The sequence below is a fragment of the Kitasatospora sp. MMS16-BH015 genome, assembly GCF_002943525.1.
Classification (GTDB): Bacteria; Actinomycetota; Actinomycetes; order Streptomycetales; family Streptomycetaceae; genus Kitasatospora.
In genome coordinates this window covers 1,685,888-1,710,161 of sequence record NZ_CP025394.1, presented here as the reverse complement: position 1 = coordinate 1,710,161, position 24,274 = coordinate 1,685,888, and the positions used below count along the sequence as shown (strand labels likewise).

The 24,274-nt window shown below is 74.9% G+C and carries 16 protein-coding genes; 7 read left to right on the top strand and 9 right to left on the bottom strand.

All coding sequences use genetic code 11. The features are described 5' to 3' along the window. The first annotated feature begins 142 nt into the window (after positions 1 to 142). Both CFP65_RS07330 and CFP65_RS07325 read left to right on the top strand, forming a co-directional pair. Entirely contained in the window at positions 143 to 826 is a 684-nt protein-coding gene (locus CFP65_RS07330; protein ID WP_158702077.1) for a hypothetical protein, read from the top strand. Continuing rightward, on the top strand, positions 823 to 1,746 hold the full coding sequence (locus CFP65_RS07325; protein ID WP_158702076.1) for a WecB/TagA/CpsF family glycosyltransferase: 924 nt from the start codon (positions 823 to 825) through the stop codon (positions 1,744 to 1,746). The genes CFP65_RS07330 and CFP65_RS07325 overlap by 4 nt, the downstream gene beginning before the upstream one ends. Before the next feature lie 61 nt (positions 1,747 to 1,807). On the opposite strand, the gene CFP65_RS07320 is transcribed toward CFP65_RS07325, so the two are convergent. The 3 genes from CFP65_RS07320 to CFP65_RS07310 form a co-directional block, all read right to left on the bottom strand. Next, positions 1,808 to 3,646 carry a DUF4082 domain-containing protein gene (locus tag CFP65_RS07320; RefSeq protein ID WP_104815318.1) on the bottom strand — a complete coding sequence of 613 codons (1,839 nt, stop codon included), beginning with the start codon at positions 3,644 to 3,646 and terminating at the stop codon, positions 1,808 to 1,810. Positions 3,647 to 3,739: 93 nt separating this feature from the next. After that, on the bottom strand, positions 3,740 to 4,993 hold the full coding sequence (locus tag CFP65_RS07315) for a glycosyltransferase (RefSeq protein ID WP_217368146.1): 1,254 nt from the start codon (positions 4,991 to 4,993) through the stop codon (positions 3,740 to 3,742). Between the two features lie 196 nt (positions 4,994 to 5,189). Then, on the bottom strand, positions 5,190 to 5,696 hold the full coding sequence (locus CFP65_RS07310; protein WP_104815317.1) for an NUDIX hydrolase: 507 nt from the start codon (positions 5,694 to 5,696) through the stop codon (positions 5,190 to 5,192). A gap of 97 nt (positions 5,697 to 5,793) precedes the next feature. On the opposite strand from CFP65_RS07310, the gene CFP65_RS07305 reads away from it, so the two are divergent. Further along, a complete protein-coding gene (locus CFP65_RS07305; RefSeq protein ID WP_104815316.1) occupies positions 5,794 to 6,708 on the top strand; it encodes a hypothetical protein in 915 nt (304 codons plus the stop codon). Positions 6,709 to 6,992: 284 nt separating this feature from the next. Further along, positions 6,993 to 8,288, top strand: coding sequence for an aspartate aminotransferase family protein (locus tag CFP65_RS07295; RefSeq protein ID WP_104815314.1), 1,296 nt, complete (start codon positions 6,993 to 6,995; stop codon positions 8,286 to 8,288). A gap of 136 nt (positions 8,289 to 8,424) precedes the next feature. Here CFP65_RS07295 and CFP65_RS07290 read toward each other — a convergent pair whose 3' ends face one another. From CFP65_RS07290 to lanL, 5 genes are all read right to left on the bottom strand, one after another. After that, positions 8,425 to 9,537: a glycosyltransferase gene (locus CFP65_RS07290; RefSeq protein ID WP_104815313.1), complete on the bottom strand. Its 1,113-nt coding sequence runs from the start codon at positions 9,535 to 9,537 to the stop codon at positions 8,425 to 8,427. 244 nt (positions 9,538 to 9,781) lie between these two features. Continuing rightward, positions 9,782 to 10,375 (bottom strand): AAA family ATPase, encoded by a 594-nt coding sequence (locus CFP65_RS07285; protein WP_254552273.1) that lies wholly within the window; start codon positions 10,373 to 10,375, stop codon positions 9,782 to 9,784. A 107-nt stretch (positions 10,376 to 10,482) separates the two neighbouring features. After that, positions 10,483 to 11,265: a putative protein N(5)-glutamine methyltransferase gene (locus CFP65_RS07280; protein ID WP_104815312.1), complete on the bottom strand. Its 783-nt coding sequence runs from the start codon at positions 11,263 to 11,265 to the stop codon at positions 10,483 to 10,485. A 245-nt stretch (positions 11,266 to 11,510) separates the two neighbouring features. Next, positions 11,511 to 11,747 (bottom strand): hypothetical protein, encoded by a 237-nt coding sequence (locus CFP65_RS07275; protein WP_158702075.1) that lies wholly within the window; start codon positions 11,745 to 11,747, stop codon positions 11,511 to 11,513. An 8-nt stretch (positions 11,748 to 11,755) separates the two neighbouring features. Then, positions 11,756 to 14,533, bottom strand: a complete 2,778-nt coding sequence (lanL, locus tag CFP65_RS07270) for a class IV lanthionine synthetase LanL (protein ID WP_104815310.1) — start codon at positions 14,531 to 14,533, stop codon at positions 11,756 to 11,758. A 552-nt stretch (positions 14,534 to 15,085) separates the two neighbouring features. On the opposite strand from lanL, the gene CFP65_RS42035 reads away from it, so the two are divergent. Together CFP65_RS42035 and CFP65_RS07260 are read left to right on the top strand one after the other, a co-directional pair. Further along, positions 15,086 to 18,742 carry a type 2 lanthipeptide synthetase LanM family protein gene (locus tag CFP65_RS42035; protein ID WP_158702074.1) on the top strand — a complete coding sequence of 1,219 codons (3,657 nt, stop codon included), beginning with the start codon at positions 15,086 to 15,088 and terminating at the stop codon, positions 18,740 to 18,742. 27 nt (positions 18,743 to 18,769) lie between these two features. Continuing rightward, positions 18,770 to 19,108 (top strand): hypothetical protein, encoded by a 339-nt coding sequence (locus CFP65_RS07260; RefSeq protein ID WP_104815308.1) that lies wholly within the window; start codon positions 18,770 to 18,772, stop codon positions 19,106 to 19,108. Positions 19,109 to 19,687: 579 nt separating this feature from the next. On the opposite strand, the gene CFP65_RS07255 is transcribed toward CFP65_RS07260, so the two are convergent. Then, on the bottom strand, positions 19,688 to 20,584 hold the full coding sequence (locus tag CFP65_RS07255; RefSeq protein WP_254552272.1) for a helix-turn-helix domain-containing protein: 897 nt from the start codon (positions 20,582 to 20,584) through the stop codon (positions 19,688 to 19,690). 599 nt (positions 20,585 to 21,183) lie between these two features. Here CFP65_RS07255 and CFP65_RS07250 point away from each other — a divergent pair. Next, the gene (locus CFP65_RS07250; RefSeq protein ID WP_104815306.1) at positions 21,184 to 24,270 is read left to right on the top strand and encodes a LuxR family transcriptional regulator; all 3,087 of its coding nucleotides are present in this window, start codon (positions 21,184 to 21,186) and stop codon (positions 24,268 to 24,270) included. Positions 24,271 to 24,274: the final 4 nt, after the last annotated feature.

Here is a 24,274-nt window from a genome sequence, read left to right as displayed (position 1 = left end):
TAGTTGGAACGGAGCAGTGGTGGAGAACAAACTCCGAACTGTCACCGATCGGTACCCGCGCAGCGAGGTCGGGGCCAACTGGTCCGAAACGCCCTCGGCCCGTCGGCCGGGGTGAGAGCATGGCCGCCGGGTGGGGGTGACGGTGTCTTTCCGTGACGTGGTGCGCGCGCTGATCCGGCGCTGGTTGGTGTTGGTGGTGGTCGCCGTGCTGGCGCTCGCCGGAGCCCTGGTGGTGGTCAAGCCGGGGGTGGTCTACAGGTCGACGGCCGTGATCCGGATCAAACCCCCGGAGACGAAGCAGGATCCGAACGGCCTGACCGACTTCCGGCCCTCCCTGGCGATCATCGGCGCGGCCGTGGTCACCATGCTCAAGAGCCAGTCCGGCTTGGCCGAACTTCGCCGGGCCGGGGTGAGCGGGGCCTACGACCTGGCGCCGCGCAACACCGGCACCACCAAGACGGAGGCGTACGTGGTGCCCACCGTCGAGGTGAGCGTGCGGGGCACCGACCCCAAGGAGACCGACCGCGAGGTCGGCATCGTCATCGAGCACTTCGACCAGCACCTGAAGGCCCTTCAGGACGGACTCGCGGTGCCGGTGCCCAAGGACAGGTACATCACCAGCGACGAGCTGGTCCCCGCGACGGCGCTGCCGGTCCAAGGGGTCAAGAGCCGGGGCCTGTTCGGCGTGGCGGCGCTCGCCACCGTCGTCGGCGTCGCCGCCGCGCTCTGGGTGGAGGAGTACGCCCGCCGCCGCCGGATCCGGCCGGAGGCTGGGCCCGAGACGGCGCCGCCGGGCATCGGCGCGGCGCGAGGAGTGGTGACATGAGGGCAGCAGAGGTGACCGAGGGACCGCAGCGGCTCACCCTGGGCGGCACCCCGGCGGACTGCTGGGACCTGGCGGGGGTGACCGGGCTGGTCCGCAGCCGCCTGGCCGGCGACGAGCCGCCGGCGCTGACCGGGGGCGGGGCGGTCGGTGAAGGGCCGGGGCCCGGGAGTGAGGTCGGGGCGGTCGGTGAAGGGCCGGGGCCCGGGGGTGAGGTCGGGGCGGCCGGTTCGGGGCCGGGGCCCGGGGGTGCGCGGCCGTTGGTGGTGGCCTCGACCAACGTCGACCACCTGCACCACTTCGGGCGGGGCGGGGCCCACGCCGGGGTGATCGAGCGGGCCGAGCGGGACGCGGACTGGCTGCTGCTGCTCGACGGCATGCCGCTGGTGGTGCGGGCCAACGGGCTCACCGGGCGGGAGTGGGAGCGCCTCACCGGCGCCGACCTGCTGCCCGACCTGCTCACGGTGGCGGCCGAGACCGGGGCCAGGGTGGCCTTCCTCGGCGGCCTGGAGAGCACCCACCGCCTGCTCGCGCCCGAGATCGAGCGCCGCTGGCCCACCCTCTCCGTGGTCGCCTACTGGGCCCCCGACCGCGCCGAACTCTCCTCCCCGGCCGGGGCCTCGGCCCTCGCCGAGAAGGTCCGGGCCGCCGGCGTCGACCTGCTGGTGGTCGGTCTCGGCAAGCCGCGGCAGGAGGCCTGGCTGGCCGAGTACGCGGGTGCGAGCGGCATCCGGGTCGGCCTGGCCGTCGGCGCGGCGGCCGACTTCCTGGCCGGCATCGTGGACCGGGCCCCGGACTGGTGGCGCGACCACGGGTTGGAGTGGTGCTACCGACTGATCCAGGAGCCGCGCCGGCTCGCCCGGCGCTACCTGCTGCAGGGTCCGCGGGCGGTGTGGCGGCTGGTCCGGCACTCGGCTCGCTGAGCCGGTCCGTCCAGGAGGTCCGGGGCCTTGCGGGGCTCCGGACCTCGGGCCTTGGTGATGGTCAGCCGAGTCGGGCGTCGAGGGTGTAGACGTGCGGCTGGTACGCGGTGAACGTGTCGGTGAACTTGCCGTTCTTCGCGCGGAGTTCGCGGCCGTCCTCGGTGCGCAGGGTGCCGGTGTAGCCGCCCGGCAGGGTGAAGGTGGCCTTGGCCGGACCGCCGGTGGGCAGGGCGGCGGCATCGGTGGCCACGGCGAGCAGGGCCGTCCTGCCGTGCGCGGTGCGCAGGGTGGCGGTGACCGGGGCGCCCTCGGTGGTGACGCCGACCGCGACCGGCGGGGCGTTCCAGTACGCGGCGTAGCGCTGGGCCTCCTCGTCCACCGACGTGATCGCGCCGGCCGAGGCCGGGTCCTTGAGGCAGGCGTCCACCACCGGGGCGCCGCCGGCCGCGAAGGAGTGGCAGAACCATTCGAGCCCGGTGGCCCCGTTCACCAGCGCAGCCCAGGCCGCCGCCCGCACCTGGGCGGGCGAGGCGGCCGGGGTGCCGGCGGCGGTGCGGGAGGCGGCCAGCATCTGCACCGGCGTCTCCAGGAACACCCAGACCGGCTTGCCCGGCGCCACCATCCTGGTCCGGGCCGCCACCCGGCCGTAGCTGCGCACGCCCTTGCTCGGGCCGGGGGAGTACGGGTCGGTGATGCCGTAGAAGTCCACCGAGACGATGTCCACTGGGGCCGTGTACTGCGAGAAGTCCGCCGGGCAGCCGGGCCCCTTGAAGCCACCGCCCACCCCGGAGCCGAAGTTGACGAGCACCGGCCGGCCCGGATCCTGCCGGTGCAGGCTGTCCGCGAAGGCGGTCAACTTCTCCGGCGGCAGGCAACCGGCGCCCTGCGCGGATCCGTTGGGCGCGTTCAGATCCGGTTCGTCCGCCAGCAGGTACCCCGCCAGCCCGCCCGCGCCGACCCGGGCCGCCTGCGCGGCCAGCGGCAGATCGGCGGTGGTGCAGGGCCAACCCCCGGTCGGCGCCGGATCGCAGGCCTTCCCGCCGGCCACCACCGCGAGCCCGGCGGCCTCGGCCGCCTTGACCTGGGCGTGGTCGTCGATGGGCCAATCCCAGAGCCCCACCAGGGTGTTGACGCCCAGCGCGCGGAAGGCGTGCGCCTCGTCGGGGCCCTGTTGAGAGTTGGGAGCCGGGGTGGTGGGGTCCTGCATCCAGACCCCGATCGGGAGCCGGTCCTGGTCGCTCCAGGCTTTGGTGGTGGGCCACTTGGCCCAGTACTGCGGTGCGGCGGGCGACGGTAGGTGGCCGGTGGCGCGGTCGGCGGTGAAGACCACGTCCACGAAGTACTCGCTGTTGCCCTGCCGTCCGCCCGGGAAGGCTTGGGTCGCCCCGGTGGCGAACCCGCCGCCGACGGCGGTGAGCGGCCCCGAGCCGTAGACCACCGGGCCGCCGTCGAAGGCGTTCTGGGTGGCCGCGTAGTGGCCGGCCGGCGCGAGGTAGGAGGCGAGGTAGGTGACCCCGGGCTGGATCTTCACCGGGTGGTCGAGCTCCGCCTGCTGCCAGCCGGCCGCCGTCTCGTCCTTGAAGGTGGCCCGGGCCAGTTGGTGGCCCTCGGTGTCCCAGAGCGCGCCGAGGTGGGTGCCGGTGTTGCCCGTGCCCTTGAAGAACCGGACGGCCGAGACCACCCCCGGCAGCGTGCTGGTGAACCGGACCCCGAGGGTGGTCGCCGCCGGGTCGGGGAAGGCCGCGGTGAGCGGCTCGGCCGCCCCGTACATCGTGGTCGGGGCGCCGCCCGCACCCTCGCCGGGCGGCGGCGGGTGCGGGACGGGCCCGACGGAGGTGCAGGCGGTGGCCACCAGGCCCAGCAGAGCGGTGGCCAGTGCGGCCGAGGTACGAGCGCGCACGCGGACCCTTTCGGTGGTGCTTGTGGCCGACTGCGTCGGCCCGGCTCAGCCGGACCGGACCGTCCCTGCTCAGCCGGGCTGGAGCGTCCCGGCTCAGCTGGACCGGACCGTCCCGGTCGGTTCGCCCTCGATGAGGGTGAGCAGGTCGGTGGCCCGGTCCTGCCAGGAGTCTCCCGCCACGGCGGCCCGGCGGCGCTGCGCCGCGCCGTCGGCATCCGGACCGGCTGCGGCGGCCAGGGCCTCGCCGATCGCGGCGAGGAAGCCCTCGGTGGTGTCCGCCACGCTGATCTGCTCGGCGTAGCGCCGGACCTCGGGGAAGTCGGTGCTGACCACCGGCAGGCCGAGGGCCAGGTACTCCTTGAGCTTGATCGGGTTGCAGTGGCGCACCCAGTCATTGTCCAGCCAGGGCATCAGCGCCACGTCGAAGCCGCGCCCGTAGGCGGGGATCTCGGCGTACGGGCGGAAGCCCAGGTGGTGGACGTTCGGCAGCGCGGTGAGCGCGCCCAGATCGGCGGTGGTGTCGCCGATCAGCACCAGCTGTGCGTCCGGGTACTCCTTGGCGACCCGCCCCAGCAGGTCGAAGTCGACCACGAAGTCGTCCAGCGCGCCGAAGAAGCCGATCCTCGGATGCGGGATCGCGGCCAGCTCGGCGGGCTCGGCGGGCTCGCGGCTGTCCGTCGCACCGAAGTGCTCCAGGTCGACGCCGTGGTCGAGGAACACCGCCCGCTCACCGGTCAGTTCGCGCTCGGCCGCCATCAACTCGCTGCTCACGTACAGCACGTGGTCGGCGTCCCGCATCAGTGCGCGCTCCAGCCGCTCGACCGAGGCGGTGTCGGCCTCGGGGAAGGCGGAGTGCCGGTCCGAGCGGTTGTAGACCAGGGTGCGCACCCGCAGGTGGCCGACCACGTCGGCGGCGGTCGGGATGGTGGCCACGCAGACGTCCGTGCTCATCCCCAAGCTGCGGGCGGCCCAACGGACCTGGAGCGAGATCAACTTGGCGTTCAGAGCCCGGGCCCGCGCGCTGCCGTAGAACGGCAGCAGTACCGGGGTCATCACCGCGAAGCCGGGCAGGCCCGGCACCGGGCGCTGCACCTTGCGGGCCATGCTGCGCGCCTTGCGGATGATCCGGCGCAGCGGCTGGCTGCTCCGGCCGGGCAGCGGCATCCGCATCGCGATGCTGTTGACGAAGAGCACCGGCCGGTGCCGGGCCAGGTTGAGCATCAACTGCACGTCAGAGTGCGCGCGGTTGTGGTACCACCAGTCCTGTGCGGCGAAGCAGACGTAGCCCTGTCGGCGCTGCCCGGGCCGGCCACTGCCTGCCCCGGGCCGCGCGTTCGTGCCCCCCACGATCCGGTCTCCCTCCGGTTCGATCCCGGGCACAGGCTAGCGGCCGGAGTGGAGGGTTCGGGGCGGTTCGGTGGATTCTTCCGCATTCGGCCGCCCGGCGTTCGCCGCGGAGTCCGCTCGGAGGCCGTCCGGCCGGTCTCGGCCGGTCTCGGCCGCGCTCGGGCTGCGCTCGGGCCCATCTCCGGTCGGTCTCCGGTCAGTGGTGCCAGGGGAGTTGCACCGGCTCGGCGGGGCGGCCGTGCCGGTCGAGGCCGGTGAGCAGCTCGGCGAGGCCCCAAGGGAACACGGTCTCCTCGGTGGTGGCGAGCTCGGCCACCGGCCACCAGCGGTGGCCGCGGTACTCGCGCTGCTCGTAGTCGGTCTGGCCGCTCAGATCGATCTCGTGGGTGGCCACCCGGTGGAGGAAGAAGTGGTCGGTGAACACCCCGTTTGCCCATCCCAGTTCGGCGTATCCGGTGGTGAACGCGACCGGCGTGCCGAGCTGTTCGGGCGTGACGCGCAGGCCGATCTCCTCGGCCAGCTCGCGGGCCGCCGCCTCCGGGAGTGACTCGCCGGGCTCGACCCCGCCGCCCGGGGTCATCCAGAACCCGCCGGCCGACGGGTCCTCGGGGTCGTTGTGGGCATTGATCAGCAGCAGGCGGCCCTCGGCGTCCCGCACCAGTGCTCGGGCGGAGACGCGGACCTGTTCGGTGGCTTCGGGCATCCGGTCATGCTATCCGGCGCGAAAACTGACGTGGCGTCATCAGTGGCCTTAGGGTGTCGGAGGCACGGGGGCGGGCTGCGAGGTGTGGGGCGGGGCGATGGACGAGGACGGACGGGCGGGTGCGGGCGGGCTCCGGATGCCGGAGCTGCCGGGCGCCGGTGCCGGAGCTGGGGCCGGTGCCGGTGCCGGTGCCGGGGCTGGGGAGTCGGTGGGGCGGGAGGGCGGACGGATGCTGCCGCTCTCGGTGGCGGCCCTGCTGATGGGGTTGCTGCTGGTGGTGGTGACGGTCTGGATGGCCCGGCTCGACCGGGCCGGACCGAGCACGGGGGCGCCGCTGCTGCCCTCGGGCAACGCGCCGGTCGGTCTCCCGGCGGGCGGCTCGGGGGGACAGCTGGACTACGTGCTGCGGGTGCGGCAGGACCAACAGGCGCTGGATCGCGGCCTGTTGGTGCACACGGCGGTGGGCGGGCTGGACGTCGGCGACGAGGCCGAGTTCAGCATCAAGATCTTCGATCTGGGCAAGACCACGGACGGGCCGCCCCCGGCCGCTCCCGCCCTGCCGGCCGGCGTGGTCGCCGCGCCGGACAACGTGCCGACCGGCGGCGACCTGGGTGTCTCGCTGGTCTGCGAACACATCTCCTGCACCGGTTACGACGCCGAACGCAAGCCGGTGGTGGGTAAGGGTGCGGCGGGCACCTGGACCTTCGGGCTGACCGCCGGCGAACCCGGGCAGGCTCACCTGCACATCATCGCCGAGGTCTACCGGGGCGACAGCGACCAGGTGCTGGTCGGCGCCGAGCCGGTGGACCTGGACATCGAGATCCGCCGGACCTGGTCCTACACCGCGAAGAGCGCGGTCCACTGGCTGGTGGAGACCGCGCCGGGCCTCGGGCTCTGCTCGGGCGGCGCCCTGGCGGGGGTGGGCGGCGCGCTCTGGCGCGGGCTGCGCCGACGGCGGCGGCCGGTGGCCGAGCCCGTCGAGGCCGAGCCGGTGCTGACCGGCATCCACTGACGCCGCTCTGGGCTTCGTCTGGTCTGGTCTGGCCCGGCACGAAGTGGCGTCGTGGGGCACGGCGGTGTGGGGGGCGACGGCGTGGGGTGGGACGGGGGGAGGTGTGGCGGTGCGTTCGGGGCACCCGTCGCCGGGGTGGTGCGGTACCTTTCCTGGACCCGCCGTCGGGCACGGTACGTGACGGCTCGCGCACGACCGGTGCGCGGGTCGGTCTGCGGTGCCGTGCTCCGGCGGTTGGCCCGCCTGGCCCGTCTGGCCCGAACGCAAGGAAGCGAGAGCCGCCGATGTCCGATCTGCCGACCTCCGATCTGCTGAGCCGTCACCGTGCCGTCCTGCCCGCCTGGGTCTCGCTCTACTACGAGCAGCCGATCGAGATCGTCAGCGGATGGGGGTGCCGGGTCACCGACGCCGAGGGGCGCAGCTACCTGGACTTCTTCGCGGGCATCCTCACCAACATGCTCGGCTACGACGTGCCCGAGGTACGGGAGGCCGTGGAGCGGCAGCTGCGCAGCGGGGTGGTGCACACCTCCACGCTCTACCTGATCCGCTCGCAGATCGAACTCGCCGAGCGGATCGCCGAGCTGTCGGGCATCGAGGACGCCAAGGTATTCTTCACCAACTCCGGCACCGAGGCCAACGAGACGGCCCTGCTGCTGGCCACCAACGCCCGCCGCTCCGACCAGGTGCTGGCTCTGCGCAACAGCTACCACGGCCGCTCGTACGCGGCCACGGCGGTGACCGGCAATCGGAGCTGGAAGAACTCCTCGCTCTCTCCGGTCAACGTGCACTACCTGCACGGCACCGACCGGGCGCAGTTCCCGCAGCTCACCGACCGCGAGTACCTGGACTTCTGCGCGGCGGACCTGCGGCAGGTGCTGGCCACCGCCACCGCCAAGGACGTGGCCTGCTTGATCGCCGAACCGGTGCAGGGCGTCGGCGGGTTCACCGCCGCGCCGGACGGGCTGCTCGGCACCTACCGGGACATCCTGGCGGAGCACGGCGTGCTCTTCGTCTCCGACGAGGTGCAGACCGGCTGGGGACGCACCGGCGACCACTTCTGGGGGTACCAGGCGCACGGGGTGACCCCGGACGTGCTCACCTTCGCCAAGGGCCTGGGCAACGGCTTCGCGATCGGTGGCGTGGTGGCCCGGGCCGAGCTGATGGACGCGCTGCCGGCGGCCGGGATCTCCACCTTCGGCGGCAACCCGCTGGCCACCACGGCGGCCAAGGCCACCCTGGAGTACCTGCTGGCCCACGACCTCCAGCAGAACGCCAAGCGGCTCGGCAGCCTGATGATCGACCAGCTCACCAAGGCCACCAGCCAGCTGCCCGGAGTCGGCGAAGTCCGCGGCAAGGGGCTGATGTTCGCCGTGGACCTGCTCGACCCGGAGACCGGTGCACCCGCCCCGGCGCTCGCCGCCCGGGCCCTGGAGGAGGCCCGCGCGCGCGGCCTGCTGGTCGGCAAGGGCGGCCTGTACGGGCACACGCTCCGGATGGCGCCGCCGATGACGCTCGCCGAGGAGGAGGCCCGGGAGGGCGTCGGCCTGCTGATCGACGCCCTCACCGCGACCTACCGCTAGCCGCCCACCGCCGCGCCCACCGCCCACGGCGGACCGCGGGTCGCCCGCCGACGACGACCGGCTGTCCACCGCCCACGGCCGGCCGCCCGCCGTCGCCTACCGCCGGCTGTCTACCGGGAGCGGCCCTCGGCCGGCCTCAGCGCAGGGCCTCGAACCGGGGCACCAGGTCGGCCGGGGAGGGCAAGGCTGACATCTCCGCGCGGAAGGACTCGGCGGACTTGCGCAGGCCCTCCTCGGTGAGCAGGCGATCCAGCAGGGCGGCATCCACCTCGGTGTCGGTGGAGCGGAGCGCGAAGCCGGCGGCCTGGGCGGCCGCCACGTTGAGGAAGTGGTCGGCGCCCTGCGGGAGGATCAGCTGGGGTATGCCGTGTGCTGCGGCGGTGAGCATGGTGCCGGAACCGCCGTGGTGGACCACGGCGTCGGCCGCGTCGAGGAGTTGGGCCAGCGGCACCCAGGGCAGGGCCCGCACGTTCGCCGGGAGCGGGCCGAGCGGGGTGAGGTCGGTGTCGCCGACGGCGAGCAGGAAGTCGGCGTCCACCTGCGCCGCCTCGGCCACCAGGCGGGTGATCGGATTGGCGCCCGCCCACTCGGTCAGCACGGTGCCTAGGGTGACCGCGATCCTCGGCCGCTCGCCCCGGCCGAGCAGCTCGGACGGCACCGTGCCGCCGCCGTTGTACGGCACGTACCGCACCCGCCACCCCGTGCCGTCACCGCCGAGGGAGGCGGGCACCACGTCGATCACGGTGTGGGTGGCCGGCCCCTCGACCCCGTGCTCGCGGTACTCCGGCTCGAGCAGGGACGCGAAGCGGCCGACCATCTCCTGCCCGGACATCACCCCGAAGTTGTGCACCACTGCCGGGATGCCGAGCTTGGCCGCGACCAGCGGGGCGGCCGCCTGGAAGGCGGCGTGCACGAGCACGTCCGGCCGCCAGGCGGTGGCCACCGCGAGCAGCCCCGGCAGGGCGGCCCGGCCGTGGTCGGCGAAGCCCAGGGCGGCGAGCCGTATGGTCTCCTCCTGGCTGCGGTCGGGGTTGACGTACCCCGGATCGGGGGCGATCCGGCGGAAGGAGTCGGAGAGCGTCGAACCGTCGCCGATCTCCACCGTGGGGAGGCCGGTCTGCCGCAGCAGGTCGAGCGGGGCCTGGCCGGCGAGCAACACCTCGTGCCCGGCCGCGCGCAGCGCCTGGGCAGTGGGCACCAGCGGGAACGAGTGCCCGGCCGAACCCGGGCCGGTGAACAGGATGCGCACGAGTCTCATCTCCTCTGCGGGTGGATCCATCCGGCCGGACGGATCCGGCTGCCGATGGATCCGGGTACCAGTGGATCCGGGTACCGATGGATCAGGATGTCGATGGATCAGGATTCACGAGCTGACAGTGCGTCGAACGTTCGTGGCCTTCCATCAGTTTCCGGAAGTTCCCGGCGTGTCCCGTCAGTTCGGGCCGAAATCCCCGGAATCAAGCCTCGGCACGCCACTGAATCGCTTTTCCGAATCACCCGTTCGTGGGCGTGTCGCGCCAGGGTGAGGTGCCCTCGGCCGCGCCGGTCCGGATCCGGTCGGCCAGCCCCGGCACGTCCACCGGGCGGCTGGTGTCGACCCGGTGCACGGTGCCGAGGGCGAGTGGAGCGGCGACCGCCGCCCAGGCCGACCAGCGCTCGTCCTGACCGGCCCCCGTGTCGAGGTGGACCGGGTGGCGCTGCGCCGCCCGCTGGTCGTAGCGCTGCCGCGCGAGGGCCAACGGCAGCTCGCACCAGACCTCCTGGGTCCGGCCCGGCTCGACCCCGGCCCGCAGCAGCCCGGCCCGGACGTGCCCCCGGACCTCCGCGCCGAGCCAGGGCGTCTCCAGTACCGCCCCCGCCGGCGCTCCGCCGAGCAGGGTCCAGAGCGTCTCGCCCGCCGCCCGGCCGAGCGCGGTGCTCCAGGGCCGGTCCCAGCCGGCTCCGCCCGGGCCGGGGCCGAGGGCGTCGGCCAGGGTCTCCTTCACCGCGTCCTTGCTCAGCAGCGGCAGCCCCAACTCCCGGGCCAGCGCCGTGGCCAGCGTGGTCTTGCCGGCTCCGGGGAGCCCGTTCACCATCACCGTGATCACGGTGGCTCAGTGTACGGACGAGCCGCCCCGGCCTCGCGCGCGGGGCGGCCCGGTCGCCTGTGGACCAGCCCGGGGCCGGGTGCGGTCGGCGCCGCGGCGGGCCGAGGTCAGCTCCCGATCACCACCGTGGCCTCACGGTCCGGGCAGTTGACGATCCGTGGGGTCAGTCCGTGCGCGGTGAACGCGGCAGCGGTGTCGGCGGCTTGGTGGGCGCCGGTCTCGATCAGCAGGTGGCCGCCGGGGGCCAGCCAGTCGCGGGCGCCCGCGATCACCCGGCGCTGCACGGCGAGCCCGTCGGCGCCGCCGTCCAGGGTGAGCACGGGTTCGTGCTCGCGGGCCTCGGGTGGGAGCAGCCGGATCCGGTCGGTCGGCACGTACGGCGCGTTGGCCACCAGGAGGTCGATCCGGCCGCGCAGGTGCGCGGGGAGCGCCTCGTACAGGTCGCCCTGGTGCACCTCGCCGCCGAGCGGGCCCAGATTGCGGCGGGCGCACCCGCAGGCCGCCGACTGGAGGTCTGCGGCGTGGAGTTCGACCCGGCCCAGGGCGGTGGCCACGGCCGCGCCGAGTGCGCCCGCGCCGCAGCACAGGTCGAGCACCACCGCGCCCGGGCGGCCGAGGGCGACGGCCTGTTCGGCCAGGAACTCGGTGCGCCGCCGGGGCACGAAGACCCCGGGCTCGACGGCGATCCGCAGCCCGCAGAACTCGGCCCAGCCGAGCACGAGTTCCAGTGGGAGGCCGGCCGCGCGGCGGTCGACCATGGCGGCCAGCTCGGCGGGGGAGCCGGCGGTGGAGAGCAGCAACGCCGCCTCGTCCTCGGCGAACACGCAGCCTGCGGCGCGCAGGCGGCCGACCAGGGTGGTGCGGAGACGGGCGGAGGGGAAGACTGTCACGGGTACCTCTCGAAGAGCCTCGCGGGGCTCCCGTGGTCACGCGGACAGCGGTGACGGCACGCGGGGGAGCACCCGGCCAACAGCAGCGGCGATGGGTCTCACCTCCTCGATCGGGCCCGGCCCTCGGCCGGACCGGACGTGCCCGGACGTCTGCCGTCCGTGCCGGAACGCCGTCACCCTACCGCAACCGGTCCGGTCGGATGACGGGAACGCGACAGCTCCCTGCGGTGGGTCACCGGTACGGCTTAGACGCGCGCGTCCTGACAGGAGCCCGTCCAGGAGCCCGTCCAGGAGCCCGGCCGGGAGCCCGGCCGGGAGCCCGGCTGGGAGTCCGGCCAGGAGTCCGCCGGGGGCTCCGCCCAGTGGTCGGTCCGGGAGTCGGCCCGAGGGTGGTACCCCCGGGGCGCGAACCCGCACCCGCCCGCCGGGTACGCGTCCTCCACACCGTCCAGGAGCTGCAGTGCGCCGACATCGGTGGTCATCGCGGCGGTCACCTCCTTTCGGCGAGCTCTAACCGGGCGTCCGAGGTACTCGAGGTACCCGTGGTGCCCGCGCTGCCCGGCGCGGCCGTGCGGGCCGCCGGGACCTGAGTGTCCGGAACCTGAGCGTTCGGGACGGCGGTGGTCGGGTCGGTGGGGCGCCAGAGTGCCGGGCCGCCGTGGCAGAGCCGGACCAGCAGGGCCAGCGGGCCGGCCAGACCGGTCCGCTGGCCCGGGCCGACGCCGGTCAGGGTGTCGTCCGGCAGCAGCATCAGCCCGCCGCGCAGCACGTGCCGGGCGTGTGCGCAGCCGAGCAACTCCTCGGCCCAGGCCCGGTACCGGGGTTCGGCCAGCGCCTCGGCCAGGTCGAGCAGGAAGTCCGCGTGCCCGGCCAGGCCGTGGCAGGCGGCGGGGGAGCTGCGCCAGCGCCAGCGGTAGACCTCCAGGGCGGCCTGTTCGGCGGCGGTGCGCAGGCGTTCGTCGCCGGTGGACTGCCAGAGGCGGAGCAGGAAGCCGCCGATCCCGGCCGAGCCGCTGCACCAGTGCGGGGCGTGCACGGGGGCGGCCGGGTCGCGGTCGTCCACCGGCCAGCCGGCCCCGCCGTCCCGCAGCCGGGCGGTGGCGAGCAGGGTCTCCCCGGCGCGCGCGGCGGCGGCCAGGAAGTCCGGACGGCCGGTCAGCCGGCCGGTGAGCAGCAGGAAGTCGCCGACCCCGGCCGCGCCGTGGCCGTACCCGAGGTGGTGCGCCCCGGCCAGCGCGGAGTCGAAGTCGGCCGGCACCGGCCAGAGCACCCCGGAGCGGCCGGGCACGGCGGTGGCCAGCAGGCGCTCGGCGGCGGCCACGGCGCGGTCCAGGTACTCGCGCGCCCCGGTGACCTGCCAGAAGTGCAGCTGGGTGAGGCCGGCGCCCGCCACGCCGTGGCTGACGTCCGGGCTCGGCCAGCTGACCGGCACCCGGCGGGCCAGCCGCCCGGCCCGGGCGGCGAGCGCCTCGTCCTCCAACAGCCGGGCCGCGTCGAGCAGCGCCCAGGCGGTGCCCGAGCGGCCGAAGTAGAGGCCGGGCAGGTACTGGTCGCAGCCGTCGGCCCGGTCGGCCAGCCAGCCCGCCGCCCGGGCGAGACCGGCCCGCAACCGGGGGCCGGGGCGGTGCGCGGCGGCCGCGGTGAGGGTGGCGAGCACGCCGGCGGCGCCGTGCTGCACGTTCAGCGGATCGGTCCGGGCGGCGGCCCCGGTGGCCGGCCAGAGGCGGTCGCCGAGTTCGGGGGTCATGGTGTCGAGCAGGTGGGTGAGGCCATCGGCGAGCAGCCGGTCGCGCTGTTCGGGGGAGGCGCCGGCGGCCGGGCGGGCCGGGGAGCCGCGTCCGAGCAGCCGGGCGCTCACCTCGGTCAGCGACCAGCGGTCGGCGGGCCGGTCGGCGGTCAGCGCGAGCACCAGCGGTTCGAAGGGCATCAGCTCGGGCCGCTCGGCGAGGGCACCGTCCAGCAGGGTGGCGAGCCGCTCGTGGTCGGTGCGGCGGGTGCCCAGGTCGGGGGCGAAGACCGGGTCGGCGCCGGTGAGCAGGTGGAAGAGGACGGCGCCGAGCCCGTACAGGTCGGACTCCTGGGCCGGCGCCTCGGTGGCGCCCACGGCCTCGGGCGCGGTGTAGCCGGGGGTGCGGACCGGCCGGACCCGGGCGCCGGGCCGGGCCGCCGCCTCCACGTCGACCAGCCGCAGGGTGTGCTCCGGTGTGACCATCAGACCGTCCGGCGTGAGATTGCGGAGCACCAGCCCGCGGGTGTGCACCTGGCGCACCAGCTCGGTCAACTGCCTGGCCAACGCGGCCACCTCGGCCACCGGCGGGCGCAGCCGCTCTGCCGTCCAGGCGCGCAGTGTCCGGCCGGGCACCCGCTCGCGCACCAGGTAGTGGTTGCCGCCCTGCTCGAACAGGTCCAGTGGTGCCGGGGCCAGACCCGGGACGGCCAGCAGGGTGAGCAGTTCGGCCTCGTGGCGCAGCAGGTCCACGGTGTCCGTGCCGTCCAGCCCGGCGCCGACGTGGTGTCTCGCCTCCTTGATCACCACCTGGTACCCGCTCAGCTGGTCCTCACCGAGGTACACCCCGCCCCGGTACGCGTGCCGCAGCGCCGACCGCACCACGTACCGCTCGTTCAGCAGCACGCTCGCCCCCGGGGCCGGCGCGGCGGGGCCCGGCAGCCCGAACGGGAGCTCCGCCCAGGCCGGCGGCGCGAACCCGGGTGTCCGGGGGTCGCGCACGTACGCGCCGTCGGGGGCGCGCAGCAGCACCTCGCGCACCCCGTCGTTGGTCAGCCGGGGCGTGCCGCCGAAGGCGCCGTACCGGTAGTGCACCAGGCTGCCGGGCCGGTACGGCCGGGCGGAGAGGATGCCGGGCCCGGGCAGCTGCCCGGTCGCGTGGTCCAGCGCCTCGGCGAGCCGGCGGAACTGCTCGTCGTCCTCCGGGTAGACCGTGATGAACTTGCCGCCCCCGGCCCGGTCGTGCCGCGCCGACACCAGCTCGGTCAGTCGCGCGGGCGTGCCGGCGAACTTGAACGCCGTCCGCTCCACCACCAGCACCTTCACCACCCGGGCGAGCACCATCGGCGCGGAGAGCGGCGTCGCGGAGATGTGCAGCTTCCACCCCTGTCCGCGCAGGAGCGTGCCCGCCGGTGCCACCCGGCACCAGAACTCGCCCGGGGTGACGTGCCAGTCGTGCCCGCCCAGTCGGTACAGGATCGCCTCGACCAGGTCGGGGTAGAGCGCGGCACACGGGTCCTCGAGGTGGTGCTGGTCCGCCATCTTGCCGTTCCTCCGGTCACGGGCTCGTCGGCTGCTCGGCCTGGTGCGGGGGCCTCCCGCGCGGCCGGGCCCGCCACGCTCTGGGTCCTCGGCGCGCGGGGTCTAAGGCGTGCGGGGGTTCGGGGTGTTCGGCGGGCAGTGCCTTCGGCGGGCAAGGGCGCAGGGCCCCGGAACGGGCCCGGGCCGACTGCGGGGCGACGGTTGCGCGAACTGCCCCCTGGAGGGTGACGGACGGGGGACGGCCGGTACCCCAACGCGTCAGTCCGCCGTCCGCCACCCTCCCCAACCCCCCAACTGCGGCCCCCTCGCAGCCCCCTACCGGCCCCCAGACCGGTAGCCGGCCGGCGACCCACCACGCCGGTCGGGCATATGACCGGAAGTCGCACCCCTGCGCCGTCCGCCTAGACGATCCTGCCCAGCTGCGCCCGGGTGGGCATGGGGGGAGCGTACGTATCTTCCGGCCATCCCTACGTATGCCGTGGCATGTACGTGCTACCACGTACGTGCCTGCCCCCTTGTGGGCGGCGCGGGGCGGCTGACACGCTTCGTTCCGTGATCAGCACGGCACTGACGGTAAGTCAGGTTCGCGAGAAGGCGTGGTGGCGGGCAGGAGCCACCGGCGCCGAGCTCCGCCGCGCGAGGCCGCCGCAGTGGGCGCGGTTCCTCGCCGCGGCGCTGGCAGCCGCCCCGGCGGAGGCTGTCCTTCCGTCGGGCGAGTTGCCGGGCCTCACCGGTTTCGCCGCCGTCCTCACCCCACTAGCCGCCCGCGCCGCCTCCCGCCTCCCGGCCCATCTCCCCGCCCGCGAGGTCGATCTCCCGGCCGTCCGGGCGGAGTTCACGGACCGGTTGGCCATGCTGCTGGCCCGCCGCGCCGCCCGCACCCTGGTCCGCGAGCTCCACGCGGCCCGCGCCGCAGGCCGCCTTGGCGGGGGCGTTCGCGCTGCGGGTGTCGGTGGCTCCGGCGACCCCGCCGACGCCGGTGCTGACGGCCCGTCGGGGCGGTTCCGTTCCTTCCTCCGGCAGGTCGGTGGCCGTCCCGGCCTCACCACGCTCCTCACCGACTACCCGGTCCTCGCCCGCCTGCTCGCCGTCACCAGCCTGCACGCGGCCGAGGGCCACACCGAGCTCCTCCACCACCTCCGCACCGACCGGCCCGCGCTGCTCCGCACGCTGCTGCGCGGCGCCGACCCGGGCCCCCTGGTCTCGATCGGCCGCACCGCCGGTGACACCCACCGGCGCGGCCGGGCAGTGGCCGTGCTCCGCTTCGCCGACGGCACCCGGCTGGTCCACAAGCCCCGCTCCGTCGAAGCCCACGAGCGGTTCAACCAGCTGCTCGCCTGGTTCGCCACCCGGCCCGGCGTGCCCGAGCTGCCCACCCTCGAGCTGCTCCCGCGCCCCGGGTACGGCTGGGCCGAGTACGTCGAGCCGGCACCCTGCACCAGCCCCGCGCAGGTCGAGCTCTTCCACCGGCGGCAAGGTGCCCTGCTCGCCGTGCTCCACCTCCTCCGCGCCACCGACGCCCACTTGGAGAACGTCATCGCGAGGGCCGACGCCCCCCTCCTGATCGACGTCGAGACCCTCTTCCACCCCCAGCCGCCCGGCCTGACCGACCCGGCGGCCCTCGCCCTCGCCACCTCCGTCCACCGCACCGGCCTGCTGCCCCACCTCCTCCTCGGCGAAGGCGGCGCCCTCGACACCTCCGGCCTGGCCGGCGGCCGCGCGGCCCAAGCCCCCTTGCCCAGCGTGGCCTGGGCCGCCGCCGGCACCGACACCATGCACCTCACCCGCCGCCCCGGCCGTCCCCCGATCACCACGAACCGCCCCCACCTGGCCACCCCCGAGCCGACCCCCCTGCACGGCGCCACTCCACCCCCGGGAGCCCGGCCGGTCGGCATCGGTGAAGCCGTTCCGTCGTCTGACCTTCAGTCGATGGAAACCGGTGACACCGCTTCAGCTCCCGTTTCGGCCGGCTCGGCCGCCTCCGCTCCCGCTTCCGCCTCGGCCCCGCCTGCCCCGGCCTCCACCGACCCTGCCGAGATCAACCCGGTCGACTATACGGAGGCCCTGCTCGACGGGTTCCGCGCGACCTGGTCCGCCGCCGTCTCCGGCCGTCAGGAGCTCGTCCGCCCCGACGGGCTGTTGTCCGGCTTCGCCACCGCCGAGGTGCGCGTCGTGGCCCGACCCACCCAGACGTACGCCACCCTGCTCGACGAATCCACCCACCCCGACGTCCTGCGCCGCACCACCGACCGCGACGCCCTGCTCCGCCTGCTCGACACCGACACCTTCGGTGCACCGGCCTACCCCCACCTCACCGAAGCCGAGGTCGCCGCCCTCCGCGACGGTGACATCCCCCTCTTCACCACCACCCCCACCACTCGGCTCCAGGGCACCCCCACCCACCCCGCTCCTGCCACCCTCGCTCGCCCTGGTCTCGCCGAGGCCATCGCCCACCTCCACACCATGGCCGGCTCCACCACCCTGGCCACCCAGGAATGGACCATCCGCGCCACCCTCGCCACCACCGAACCGGAAGCACCCTGCCCCCGCCTCGCCGAAGGCGAGGCGGTCCGCATCGACCCGGCCGCTTCCGAGCCCAGGGCCCTCCATGCCCGCAGCACCACTCCCGGGCTCCCAGCCACTCCGGACGGCGCCGTGGCCCCGGCCCACCCTGACGCCCCTGGTCTCGCCGCAGCCCGGATCCGCTCCGCCAGGTTCGAGCCCGCCCGCTCCGGTGCCCCCGTACCCTCGCCGACCCCCGCCCAACTGCTCGCGGCGGCCACCTCCATCGGCGACACCCTCCTCCAACAGGCCCACCGCACCCCCGCGCAGACCAACTGGCTCGGTCTCGACCTCATCGCCGACCGGTACTGGCAACCCCGTCCCGCCGGTGCCGACCTGGCCGGTGGCTACCTCGGCATCGCCCTGTTCCTCACCCAACTCACCACCCTCACCGGCGAACCTCGCTTCGCCGAGGCCGCAGCGATGGCGCTCCGCCCCCTCCCGAGCCTGCTCGACCGCCTGGCCGCGCGCCCCCATGACCTCGCCGTCATCGGCTCCGGCGCGTTCACCGGCCTCGGCGGCATCACCTACGCCCTGAGCCACCTCGCCCCCGCCCTACAGTCGCGAGAGCTGTTCGACTGCCTCGAGCCCGCGATCGGCCTCACCCTCGCAGCCGCCGAGTCCGAGCCCTCATCCGCCCTGGCCGACGGCACAGCCGGTGGTCTGGCCGCCCTCCTCGCCGTCACCGAGTTCACTGCCCCACCCGCCTCGACCACCACGACCTGGTCGAGTTCCCGGATCCCCCACCCCACCGTCCCGAGCCGGCCACAGGTGACGCCACCTCACCTCACACCTCCACGCGCGACGGCCACCGTCCACACCACCGCCCGCAACGCCGCCGTCACCTGCGCCGCACTGCTCGCCGGCCGCCCTCTTCCCACCACTACGGGGTTCGCCAACGGCACAGCAGGCATCGGCTGGGTCCTGCTCCGCTACGCCACCAGCACCGGCGACCAGCGGTACCTGCAGCCCGGCCAGGCGGCACTCCATGCGGCCCTCAACGTCGCCACCACCCCACCCTGGCACTCCACCCTCGACGCCTCCTGGTGCCACGGTCTCCCCGGCATCGCCCTGGCCATCCTCGCCAGCCCAGTCCCCAACAGCCCAGTCCCCAACAGCCCAGTCCCCAACGGCTCGGTGCCACTCGGCCGGGCGCCCCTCGCCCCAAGGGCCGCCAGGCCGTCGGATGCCAACCCCGAGCTCGGCCTTCCGAATGCCACCGGGCCCGGCGGCCCGACCCCCATCGACCAGCCCGACAGCCCGGACGGCCTCCGTGCCGCCCTGCTCGCCGAGGCCTTGACCTCACTCGACCGGTCGCGCCCGCCCACCGCGCCGGATCTGAGCCTCCGCCACGGGCTACTCGGCTCACTGGAGTTCCTCGCACTGGCTCCAGCCGCCCCCGCCCCACCCCTCATACCCGCGACGCTTCGCACACTCCGCGCCCGCACCACGGCCCGCCTCCTCGCCACCCTCGATCGGCGCGGCCCGTACTGCGGCACCCCCGGCGGAGTGACCACCCCGGGTCTGCTCCACGGCCTGGCCGGCATCGGCCACGGCCTGCTGAGGCTTGCCTCCGCAGAGCGGACCGCCTCGGTGCTGCTCCTGCAGCCGCCGATCCAGACTCGGCCGTCGCCCCCGACGCCGTAACCCCCCGAGGAGAGGAACCCGAGCACCATGACCACCACCGAGCTCCACCGACTCCGCAGCAAGAGCAACCGCAGCAAGAGCCACCGGACCGTCCGTGGCATCCCCAGGACCAACGACCGCCCAGCCGTCCCGTCCCGGCCCACCCCGCTCGGCATAGCGCTCGACAGCACCGACCGGACGACCCTCGACGGGGAGCACGGCACGGCGCTGCTCTTCGCCGACCCGCTCGGCGGGATCGACCTCCAGCTGGGCGGCAGCCCGGCCCGCCGCGCCGACCTCCTCGGTGGGCCGGACTGGACGGTCACCACCCTGGGTGGGCCGGAGACCATGACCGTCCCGTTCACCCCAATGGAGGACCTGCACTGATCGGCGCGAGACCACCTTTCCGCCGCCTCCCCGCCGTCGGTACGTGCATCCCCTGTACCTATCGGCGGCGTCCGGAGAGTGTCAGCAGCAACTGGGTGCGATGTCGGTCGGCCGCAGCCGCACCGAGCCCCGCCCGCGCCTGTCACCACCGGTGGAGAGGCGCAAAACTCTGCACAGCGTCGCAGCTTCTCTGCACTGCGTCTGACGGCCGGGCGGATCGCTGTCGATCGGCGGACGGCTGTCCTAACCTCATGCACGAAGGCAGCGGGCTTCGCTTGAAGCGGGGAATCACGGGGGAGTCCCGACCAGTACGCCGGTGCTGGCCGGGACTCATGGTTCTCGCTGCGCTGCACCGTTGGCACCGCGCCCTACTGCGGCGCGAGCGGTGTGTGACAGGTAGTACTGCCTGTCCCGAGCGGCCCGAATTCGGGGGAAGGCGACGACCTTCAGTCGCCAGGGCCTGGAGGCTGTCGGGGTTCATGTGGAGAACCCCGACAGTCTCTTCTCGGTAATCCGGTAAGCCGGTAGCCCGGTAACCGGTGGCTTCGGTGGACGCGGTGAGTGCTGCCACCGCCACCCCTACCGGTCGGCGGGCCTGAGGCCGGCGAGTGCCCGTTGGCGGTGTTCGCGGGGCGAGACCCCGTGGGCCGCCTTGAAGGCGCGGCCGAACTCGGAGGGTCGGGGGAGGCCGCAGCGGGCGGCGATGGCGTGGATCGGCACGGTGAGCAGGGTTGGGTCGGCGAGTTCGCGGTAGGCCAGCTTCATGCGCCGGTTGCGGATGAACGCGGCGACCGTCTCGCCCTGCGAGTGCGTGGTGAACAGGCGGTGCAGGTGGCTGACGGAGATGTGGTGGGCCGCGGCTATGGCCGGCGGGGTCAGTTCGGGGTCGTGGAGGTTGTGCCGGATGAAGGAGCGGATGCTCTCCACCAGGGTCTGCTGCCGGGTCTCCGGGTCCAGGGCGTGTTCGGCGTCGAGTTCCTGGGCGATCCAGGCCGACACCAGGTCGGCCACCACCGACCCGAGGCGCGTGGCCTCGGCCGGTTGCAGCATGGCGGCCTGACGGTCCAGGCCGAGCAGGAACTCGGCCAGCAGCGTGCCGGTGCCGCGCTGCACCACCAGGCGGCGGCCGAGCATGCCTTGCAGCCGCTGCACCGGTACCGGCAGCAGCGATGCGGGCAGGTCGATGCCCACCCCCTCGGCCCGGGGCCGCGCCGACTGCCCGGCCCCTGCCGGCCCGGGGCCTTCCGGGCCTGCCCCGGTGGTGCCGAAGAAGTGCGAGGCGTACGGGCGGGCGCTGCCCACCAGGTGGAAGTCGCCGGCGCCGAGCACCCCGGCTCCGTCCCGCTCGTGCCCCTCGACGTGGGCGGCGCCCGCCGTCAGCAGGGAGAGGTGGTAGAGCTCCTCGTCGCCCTGACGGATCATCCGCTCGGTCCGCCGGAGCCGTGCCGAGGTGAACGAGGTCCCGAGCAGGATCACCGGCCCGAGCTCCGTCCGCCGCACCTGAGAGTCGAAGGTCTGCACATGGTCGCTGGTCGCCTGGCAGACCCGGGTCAGGCCGACCAGGTCCCGCCAGTGTTCGAACCGTTCCTCCCCTGAGGCTCCAACGGACGGCCCCGGGGGTGGCCCGACCGGCGGCCCGTCCGGCACCCCGTCCGCCGCTCCCTCGGACGCCCGCCCCGACGCCCGCCCCAGTGCCCACCCCGACGGAGCCTCAGCCGAGCGACCCCGACCGGGAACCCCCGACCGGCCACCGCCCTCGATCGGGCCCGCCACTGCCGCCACTGCCGCTACTGTCGCCGTCTCCGCTGTGCCTATCGCCGTCGTCGTCGCCGCTGCTGCTCCTGCCATCAAGGCTGTCCCTTCCCCTACCGCTCCCCGCCGACTAGGCAGGGCCTTCCGGCCAACATCATCGACGTCTGGGAGAATCCGCGCCAAGTGGGGCGCCCCAGCGCGATCAGGGCGTGACCAGGGCGCCACCTGGGCCGCACCGTGTACGACCAGGGGCGCAGCGGGGGAGCAGGAGAGGACGGGCGCACCCCTACCGGATCCACCGCACCCTCCACTAGCCTGCGGCCATGCGTGCCACTTCGCCGACCACCGTCGGCCGGGAGATCGAAGTCGCCTTGCTGGCCGATGCGCTGACGGGAGCTCAGCAGTCGGTGGGGCGGGCGGTCTTCCTGGTGGGGGAGGCCGGGATCGGGAAGTCCCGGCTGGCCGGGGAGTGTGCGACGAGGGCGGCCGCGGCCGGGCTGGCCGTACTGCGCGGGCGGGGCAGTGCCACCGGTGTGGGCACGCCGTACCGGCCGTTGATCGAGGCGGTCTGCTCGCGATTCCGGACGGGCGGGCCGCCCGAGGTGCCGGAGCTGGCGCCGTACCGGCGGGCGCTCGGACGGTTGGTGCCGGAGTGGCGGGCCGCCGAGCCCGGCGGGCGGCCGGAGACGGTGGTGGAGCTGGCCGAGGCGTTGCTCCGGCTGCTCGCCGTGGTGGCCGCGCCCGATCCGGCCGTGGGTCACCCGGTGTTGGACCGGCCGGCCGGCTGCGTCCTGCTGCTGGACGACTTCCACGACGCCGACTCCGAGACCATCGCCGTGGTCGAGTACCTGGTGGACAACCTGGCGAGCCTGCCCGTGCTGCTGGTGGCCACCCTGCGCCCCGAGCCGGGTGAGGCGCTGGCCCTGGTCCGGGCGGCCGAGCGTCGCCGGGTGGCCACCGTCCGGACGCTGGGCCCGCTGGCCGCGCCGGAGGTCCGGGCCGTGGCCGCGGCCTGTCTGGAGACCGCCCCGGCCGAGGTCCCGCCCGCCGTGGTCGAGCGGTTGGTGGACGGCGGTGGCGGCAACCCGTACCTGGTGGAGGAGTTGCTCGCCGAGCTGATCGCCTCCGGCGCGCTGCGCCCCGACGCGGCGGGCCGCACGGCCGCCGGCGGAATGGCCTGGGAGGTGGCCGGGGACCTGACCGCCAGCGTGCCCGCGACGGTGGTGCGGCACTACACCCACCGCCTCGACCAGCTCGGCCGGACCGACCCGCAGCTGCGCGAGCTGCTGCTGTTCGCCGCGCTGCTGGGCACCCGGTTCTCGGTCGGCGCGCTCCAGTCGATCACCGGCCACGACAGCCGCACCCTCTTCGCCCACCTGCGGACGGTGATCGAGGCCGAGTTCCTGGTGCCCGACCCGGCGGAGCCGGACCAGTACGCGTTCCGGCACGCCCTCACCGTCGAAGCCCTGCTCACCGGCACCCCGCTGCCCGAGCGCGCCGCCCTCGCCCGTCAGGCCGCCGCCGCCCTGCGGGAGGCTGATCCCGCCCTGGGCGAGGACCGTTGCCAGCTGGTGGCCGAGCTGCTGCTGACCGCCGGCGACCGGGCGGGCGCCGCCCGCAACTACGCCGAGGCGGGCCGGCGGGCCTTGGCGGCCGGGGCCGCCGCGACCGCCGTGCTGATGCTGGAGCGCGGTCACCGGCACGCGGCCGAGGAGGACCGTTCGGCCATCGCCGAGTCCCTGCTCGGTGCCCTCGCCGAGGCCGGCCACCTCGACCGCGCGCTCGCCCTGGTCGAGGAGCTCCCCACGGTCGGCGCCGCCGCCCTCGCCCTCGACCGCCGGATCGCCCTGCACACCCGCCTGGCCTGGGCCGCCGTGGTCGCCGAACGGGCCGCCGACACCCGGGCCCAGATCGCGGCCGCCCGCACCCTGCTCGGCGATTTCGCGGACCCGGCCCAGACCGCCGCGCTGGCGGTGATCGAGGGTCACCTCGCGCTGTTCCCGGGCCGGCAGCCCCCGGCGGCCGAGGAGGTGCCGGTCACTCCGGAGCCGGTGGACGGCGCCGAGGAGGGTCGAGGGCGGAAGAAGGAGCGGGACCAAGGCGAGGAGGTGGCGCTGAGCCCGCGGTCGATCGCCGAGCGGCGGGCGCGGGAGGCGGCCGAGGTGGCCGAGCGTTCGCAGCTGCCGGTGGTGGCCTGTCAGGCCTGGCAGCTGCTGGCGATGCTGGCCCGGGAGCGGGGCTTCGACGACGCCGACCGCTGCCTGGAACGGATGTTGGCCATCGCCGAATCGCACGGGCTGCCTGGCTGGCGGTTCGAGGCGCTGGTCCGGATCGGCGCCAACACCTTCATGCGGACCGGCGACCCCCGCCGCCTGGAGCAGGCCCGGGAGGCCGCCGCCGGGCTCGGTTCGCAGCTCGCGATGCAGCGCACCGAGGCGCTGCTCGCGATGAACGCCGTGCTGCGCGGTGAACACGACACGGCCGCCACGCTGGTGGCGCGGCACCTGGAGGCCGCCGCGCGGATGCGCAACCACGCCACCCATCGCTACCTGCTGGTGACCTCGGCCACCCAGGCCGCCCACCGGGGCCGGCGGCGGGAGATGGAGCGGGCGCTGCTCAGCTTCGAGCAGGAGGCGGGCGGCACGGATTCGCTGCTCACCCCGGTCATGCTCGGCCTCTGCCGCACCTTCTGCGCCCTGCTGGAGGAGGACCGCCCGCTCGCGCTGGCCGAACTCGCCGCCACTGCCGCCTGGGAGGACGCCCACCCGAACGTCTTCTTCCTGGCCGGGCGGTACGGGCTGCGCCCGCTGCTCGACGTGCTCACCGGCCGGTCCGGCCGGCCCGAACTCACGGCGGTGGCCGCCGCGCCGGCGGCCGGGCTGGTCTGGAACCGGCAGTTCCTGGCCCTGGCCGAGGCCGTCCAGCTCGGGAAGGAGGGGGACGGCGCGGCCGCGACCCGGGCCGTCGAGGTGCACCGGGCCGGCGGGCAGCTGTTCCCGATGGCGCACCACCTGGGCCTGCGGCTGGTGGCCGAGGCCGCGTTGGCCGACGGGTGGGGCGAACCGGTGGAGTGGCTGCGCGAGGCGGAGGAGTACTTCCACGCGCTGGAGGTGCCCGCCGTGGCCGGGGCCTGCCGGGCCTTGCTCCGGCAGGCCGGCGCCTCGGTCGCGCAGCGGCGGACCGGGCACGACCAGATCCCGGCCCAGCTGCGGGCGCTCGGGGTGACTTCCCGCGAGTACGAGGTGCTGGCCCTGCTGATCGAGCGCCCGGCCAACCAGGAGATCGCCCGCCGGCTCTCCATCTCCCCCCGCACGGTGGAGAAGCACATGGCCAGCCTGCTGCGGAAGACCGGCCACCAGGACCGGACGGCGCTCACCCGCCTGGCGACCACGCTCTCGCCGGGCGGGTGAGACA